Origin of the sequence: Haloarcula sp. 1CSR25-25, from assembly GCF_032027985.1 — an archaeon.
Classification (GTDB): Archaea; Halobacteriota; Halobacteria; order Halobacteriales; family Haloarculaceae; genus Haloarcula.
Genome location: NZ_JAHYBW010000010.1, coordinates 156,887 through 163,135 on the forward strand (window position 1 = coordinate 156,887; position 6,249 = coordinate 163,135).

Below are 6,249 nucleotides of genomic sequence, written 5' to 3' on the forward strand. Positions count from 1 at the left end.
ACTGATTGCAGTGACCCCGGAGCACTCTTTCGGATATCCAATCACGTCCGTTGTGTTGGGGACCAATCGTCAGTCCGAGTTCGACCGAGATACGGCTGTCACGGCAGTGGATTTGGAACGCGTGTTACCACTGTCTCGGACCTCATGAGCGAATTCCAGGACGGCTTTGTAGGAACGATCGAGCTGTCGCGCAATTCGCGTGATCTCTGTTGTGTTCACCTCTCGGATGATATGGACCATTTCCGCTATGGAAAGTTGGTGGTCGGCGAAGAGCGTCCCTGTCAGGTCGTTGAATTTGCGATCGCAGGTATGGCAATTGTACCGTTGTGCACCCTTATTCGTCGTGCCTTTCTTGATCGTATTCATACTCTCGCAGTTCGGACATCGAGTTCCATCCGGCCAACGAGAGCGTCGGAGCAACTGTAGGCAGTCATCAGTGTCTGGAAGACTGACCGAACCACCACTCTCCGGTCTATCTGTACAGGAGACCTCACTGGAGGAACTGCTCACAACCCGCTCACTCGCGTCCTCCGTTGAGCCTCGACCAGACTCGTCGGCGTCGCGGCTGAAATCCACGACAGTAAGATTCCCATCGAGGGTCAAGGAGAGTGCTGCTCCATCGTACGTGGCTGTCACGCGAATCCGAACAGGATCTCTGGATACGACCGTCTGTTCCTTGTTGAGGCGTTCAAACAACCGACCACAGACCTCGGGGTCGTCAAGACCATAGGTCATATCGAATCCGTGCTCGTGGTAGAAGGCGACGACTGCGGGATGGTCGAAGATAGCCACCCACGCCGGATAGGACGCGCTGTGCTTGCAGACTGAGCACACGTAACTGACCCTGGCTTCATTCCAGCCGCCACGTATCGACGTGCCGCAATTGGGGCAGAGTCCCCCGTCTGCAGCGTCGTGGGAGTCACAGATCTCCAGCGATTCCTCGATCGGTCCGGAACATTCCGGACAGACGCCCCTGATGAGTAACTTGACGGCTTGAAGATACTCGATCGTTCCTGCCACAAAAACCTCCTCCGGCGTCCGGTGAAACAAGCCGGCGGGGTTGAAATCGTCGTACACGATGAGCGTTCCCTCGGGTGTCTGTTCGGTAGACTCAGGGCCAAGATTCCCTTCGCACTCGGTACAGAGCTGATAGAGTCGCTCGTCCTCGTAACTGAGTTCCACTGGCGCACCACAGTGGTAGCAGGACCGAGGAATCTCGGTTGGCGAAAGACGGCGCGTTTCGAGACCCGATCCCGCGATAACTGCCCGGACGATTTTGAGCCCGGAGTTCCGGAGTCGGTAGCCGTCGTCGGTCTCCTCGACGTAGTGGCCGACCAGCCTGTCGAGATGGTAGCTGAAATTCCCGCTGTCACGCACGCCGACGCGGTCGAACAGTTGTGAAAAGGAGATGGCGTTGGTATCGGCGTGAGGATCGTAGACTTCCCACAGTGCCAGCAGGATTGCCAATCGAATCTCGTCGCTCAACAGTTTGAACGCCTCGGTTACGTGGGGTTCAGCGGCTCCGGCCGCTAACTCAAGGGGAGATTCGGGTATATGTGACTCTGACTTATCCATGTAACACGTTACCACGTATTGGGCGAAAAAGGTGTGGCGAGTGCCGTAGTCGTCAGCTCAGAATATCTGACGCCTCTCCATGTTGACGGCTGATTATTTTTTGTGGCTGTGTGTGGTAGCCGTTCACACACAGGTGTTCGCTGATGCCATCAAATTCCCACGAGTCCGAAACCGCCGACGAGGACCATTTTTCGGTGTGCCCGATGACACAAGCGTTCGAGGAGATCGGATCGAAATGACTGAAAATGGACCGATGGATTCCATTCCGACGTGGTGCGATCAATTTCTCGATAACCGAGAGAAGTCAAGGAATTCACCGTAATCGAGAAGTTAGTGATTAATCGAACAAGTCGTTACACACCGATTCAACCCCCACAAGGATTAACCAACGTCAACGCCAACGTTGACGTAACAATGGCAACCGCAGATGAGCAGATACGAGTAAGTGATCGAGTGAAGCGACAGCTTGATCGCCGTCGGCGTGAGGGCGAATCGTTCAACGACGTACTCGAACGCGTCCTCAACGAGAATGAAGATGCTGACTTCTACGACGGGTTCGGAATACTCTCAGATGAGGACGCCGACTGGATTCGAGACAAGCACGAGAGCTCGAAAAAGCAGCGGAAAGAGCGGATGCAACGGTTAGACGAGGGCACATGAGGGTTCTTGATGCAAACTTTCTCATCGACTACCTGAGCGGTCATCCCGCCACAGAAACGTACTACAAATCGAACGGTGGTGAGGAAGAGCTGTGGGTAATGCCTGCTCCCGCTCATGCTGAAGCACTCGTCGGTGTCGGAAACCTCCCATCGGGCGATATTGAAGAGGCGATTGAAGCGCTGTCGTGGGGGAAAATCTATGAAATCAATGGAGATCTATCGGTCGAAGCGGGGCGAATCGCCGACGAGATTGGATCACAGGGACCATATCTTGACGGCGTCGACGCGCTCGTTGCTGCAGTCGGGCGAGAACTTGATGCGATAGTGGTCTCGACCGACGGTGACCTCACTCATGAGGAGACGAAACGAGTCATCGACGTTGAAGAGTATCGCTGATGACTCGTCTCTGTAGTTTTCAGAGAAGGTGCACAAACACCGCGGTATATGTAATAATTCGTTACTCTTCGTTTCAGAAAAAGAACGATGGTCTGTTCACACGGTAGATCTGCGTGGTGACTACGACCTCGTTTTAATCGGAGAATTGTGACTATCTGGGTAACACATGGGATTCTTTTACTGCCGCGGAGCAGATCCATGTGGGTGAGGTAGCCTCTGACAACCCAATCGAAGTGCGGCCCCCCATTGGGTCGGTTCCTTGCCTTTCACAGACTGTACTGACCGGATGACGACTTATTGGACAAGTCGGTACACAACCATCTTGCACAGCCTTGTCGGACCTCATCAATTTCTGTCAGAAACAGCGTGCAAGAGGGAGAGAGTGTCGACGAGCGGAGCGTACAACTCGCCCACCGTCGAAAGCGGATGGACGATCCAGCCGAGGAAGAGTTTCTGAACTTACTCGCCGGTAGCGTGTCATAGAATCGTTCACAGTTAATTTTCAGATGGTCAAAATTACTTTATTTCCTAGCAATGTATCTACTGTATGGTAGACTGTGTCACGTGTGGAAATGAATTTCAAGCACGCAAGAGTCTACATTGTGAATATTGTGATGGATTTTATTGTGAAGACCATATCAGTCGGAATGCCCACCAATGTGGAACAGATAAACCGTCGGCAAATTCCAATAAACGCGAAAAGAGACAACGAGATACTAACCATCCTCAGGAGAGTGGGTCAGGAGCTAGGTTAATTGCGGGAGCAATACTCATCGTTGGAGGTGGATTGCTATCTCTGACTGGTGTTGGGCTTGTGATCGGTGTGCCAACGGCGTTACTTGGGTTCGGTGGCTCTGTTGAAACCCTCAACTGCTGATAGTACCGCTCTGCAAGATAAGAGAATGGTTTGGTCATTCTCTTCCAAGTGTTCTTATCCGTAGTCGGCAAGCTCTCTCGGCTGTCACTCGTTTCCTCTTAAAATCATATTCTAGTGAAAAGCATCGTAATTTATCCGCTTGAGAGGGATTCACATGGCATGGAGAGTGCTCCAAGGGAACGGTCCTCCAACGGACTGTGTGGCGCCCTTGCTCACGTTAAACGCTGGAGATTGATCCGTGGCCTGCTAGGTCACGATCAGTACCACTATGATCTGGTTGGTACTGATGCGGAAGAATCAGGTGACGAGGAGCCCGAGCGCCCCCTCGAAATGAAGGACGGCCACTTTCCGAAACAAGTGCGCGATGGATTCATCGACTGGAACCGGGTCGGAAACCCGGTATCAAAAGGACCGAGTGTCGAGGCAATTCGGCCGCTGTTAGAAATGCTCGTCGCAAATGAGGATGAGCAATGAGAGGGAAGCGAGCGAAAAAAAAGAAAGAATCGAGCACAGGCAATGTAGAGCACTCTTATGCGAAGAGGCGGGGTCGTACGCCGGATTCAGATGAACGAGAACACGAAAATCTCGGTCCCACTTCGACGGACCATCCAGCCGTCCACCTACAGCGGAGTCATGGGAATCAGGCTGTCCAGCGCCTGCTCCGCTCCAGTGAGACCCAGGAGAAGCAAAGGGTCACTAGTTCCGGGGACCGCTACGAACAAGAGGCCGACCGCGCGGCCGACCAGGTAACACGGATTTCGGACTCTGTCATGCAGCGTCCCTGTGCCTGCGGCACTCACACAGCGGCTGGTGGTGAGTGCGAGCAGTGCGGAGAGAAGGAGGGGCCAGGTTTACAAACGCAACTGAAGGTGAACAAGCGAGGAGACATCTACGAACAGGAAGCGGACCGGATTGCCGATCAGGTGATGGCAGCGCCGGCTGACCGCACCGGTAGCGGCCTACCGTCAGGTCTCCAGCGCTTCGCAGGACAGTCGAATAGGCAGGCGGATACGGCGCCAGCCAGCGTAGACCAGACCCTTGCCAGTGCCGGCAGGCCGCTGAAACCGACGCTCAGGCGAGACATGGAGCAGCGCTTCGACTACGACTTTTCGGACGTGCGCGTGCATGACGGCGCAGCAGCGGCGAAGTCGACGCGTGACGTGAACGCTCATGCTTACACCGTGGGTCCTGATATCGTGTTCAACCCGGCACGGTTCACACCCGAGACGTACGAGGGTCAACGACTGATCGCACACGAGCTCACGCACGTCATACAACAGGAGGGAGGCAAATCAGAGGAGCACCCCTTCTCGATATCACATTCTGGCCAGTACCTCGCTAGACAACCGCGCCCGAATCAGACATCGCCAGGAAATGCCAAAAAAAGATTGGATGTGCGTACATCCGACCGACAGCGTCAGACATATGTGGGGGTCACCGTAACTGGCCATGCTAGTCCACGCTGGAGAAGCGCCAGTTCCGGTCCTCAGGCCGATAAACTCAATCTAGAACTCTCACAGAAGAGAGAGAAAGCGGTTCTCAACCGGGTGGAACAGCTGTTCCGTGATGCTCTCCCCAATCATGAAGTGGTTTTCGGATATTCACAACAGACAAGTTTCGACACTGACCTTTTCAACCCCCCCGCACCGATTGATGTCGAATCCAGCGCGGTAGGGTCGCAGCAGACTCTTCAAGAGGCGGGTAAAGATGCGCGTAGGGCGAACGCTGCTTCCTTGCGTCGCGTTGACCTCACCATCACCCTCTATGATGCTATTGATACTATTCAAACCGCGAAAATTCAAGAGAAGCAACGGGTTAGTGGCGCGACGCGGGACTGGGCAATCAAGATAGGGACGGGAATGGAGGTGGAAGCGTTCGCGGGCGGGGGTGGCTTCAGGTTCAGGCTGAAAAATCGAAAAACCAATCAGAAGGTAGAGGGCACGGGCACTTATGGTGTTGTAGGAGCTGGCGCTAGCGTTCCCGTTCCGACGTTTTCTACGGGAGGTTACGAAAATTTCTCGACGAAACAACCGGCGAATTTCAACGACTTCGACTACAAAACTTTCCTTATAGAAGCTCATGGATTCAACGCTTTGCTTGGCGGATGGGAATGGTCATCCATGGTTATATTGGATCTTCCCGGAGGGGATGTCCTCGGAATCGATGTGGGTGGATTCGCCGTAGGCGGTGCGGGTATTAATCTTGGCTCCGTAAAAACCGGGGTGATGTGGTTGAAAGGGGACCCCCCGAACACGTACCTTGCTGATGTCATCAGCGACGAGAAAAATTATTTCACCTCAGAAAATATTGAAGAAAAGCCACACACCGTGTTGTTCGAAACGGGTGAGGCGAAAATTCCACCAGACCAGGACCAGCTGCTCCGGGACTTCGTATACAGCGCGGTGGAAAATTATAGGGCCGGTGGAGTGTATAACCCATAGGTACCAACAGGACTGTTGAAACTATCACCGATTGAGGGTTTCAACAAGGCCGGTTCGGTGTAATGTTCCCTCGTTTTACTATTTTGATGGTCACTCTAGCTATTCTATCGGCTATCATGTTTTTCCTGTACTTGTAAGTTGAGAACATCAGGCTTCTCTGAACTCTATCAAATTGGCCGTGGTGAATCGCCAGACGTAGCTTGATTTCACTGTTTTAGCGATTGCTTGATATTGTGAACCGCACACATCAAGACGAGTTCACGAAATTCACCGTACCAAGATCGCGCACGCACGGCGTCGC

At 53.4% G+C, this 6,249-nt stretch carries 5 protein-coding genes and 1 pseudogene; 4 read left to right on the forward strand and 2 right to left on the reverse strand.

Annotated features, from left to right (window positions below; translation table 11 throughout):
- Positions 1–69: 69 nt before the first annotated feature.
- Positions 70–1,575 carry a transposase gene (locus KZ498_RS24785; RefSeq protein WP_396276170.1) on the reverse strand — a complete coding sequence of 502 codons (1,506 nt, stop codon included), beginning with the start codon at positions 1,573–1,575 and terminating at the stop codon, positions 70–72.
- 414 nt (positions 1,576–1,989) lie between these two features.
- Between KZ498_RS24785 and KZ498_RS21770 the strand changes: the two genes are divergently transcribed.
- The 4 genes from KZ498_RS21770 to KZ498_RS21785 all read left to right on the forward strand — a co-directional run bounded on the left by KZ498_RS21770 (position 1,990) and on the right by KZ498_RS21785 (position 5,948).
- Complete coding sequence (locus tag KZ498_RS21770) at positions 1,990–2,235, forward strand: antitoxin VapB family protein (protein ID WP_312621570.1); 246 nt, start codon at positions 1,990–1,992, stop codon at positions 2,233–2,235.
- Positions 2,232–2,630, forward strand: a complete 399-nt coding sequence (locus tag KZ498_RS21775) for a PIN domain-containing protein (protein ID WP_312621571.1) — start codon at positions 2,232–2,234, stop codon at positions 2,628–2,630. The genes KZ498_RS21770 and KZ498_RS21775 overlap by 4 nt, the downstream gene beginning before the upstream one ends.
- 991 nt (positions 2,631–3,621) lie before the next feature.
- Entirely contained in the window at positions 3,622–3,981 is a 360-nt protein-coding gene (locus tag KZ498_RS21780) for a hypothetical protein (protein WP_312621572.1), read from the forward strand.
- A gap of 296 nt (positions 3,982–4,277) precedes the next feature.
- Positions 4,278–5,948 carry a DUF4157 domain-containing protein gene (locus KZ498_RS21785; RefSeq protein ID WP_312621573.1) on the forward strand — a complete coding sequence of 557 codons (1,671 nt, stop codon included), beginning with the start codon at positions 4,278–4,280 and terminating at the stop codon, positions 5,946–5,948.
- Between the two features lie 206 nt (positions 5,949–6,154).
- Here the strand turns inward: KZ498_RS21785 and KZ498_RS21790 are convergent.
- Positions 6,155–6,249, reverse strand: a pseudogene (locus KZ498_RS21790) (IS5/IS1182 family transposase); the annotation flags it as partial.

Excerpts from the sequence above, each read along its gene's own strand:
- KZ498_RS24785 (WP_396276170.1), bottom strand. The coding sequence starts at position 1,575 with ATGGATAAGTCAGAGTCACATATACCCGAATCTCCCCTTGAGTTAGCG.
- KZ498_RS21770 (WP_312621570.1), top strand. The coding sequence starts at position 1,990 with ATGGCAACCGCAGATGAGCAGATACGAGTAAGTGATCGAGTGAAGCGA.
- KZ498_RS21785 (WP_312621573.1), top strand. The coding sequence starts at position 4,278 with ATGCAGCGTCCCTGTGCCTGCGGCACTCACACAGCGGCTGGTGGTGAG.
- KZ498_RS21775 (WP_312621571.1), top strand. The coding sequence starts at position 2,232 with ATGAGGGTTCTTGATGCAAACTTTCTCATCGACTACCTGAGCGGTCAT.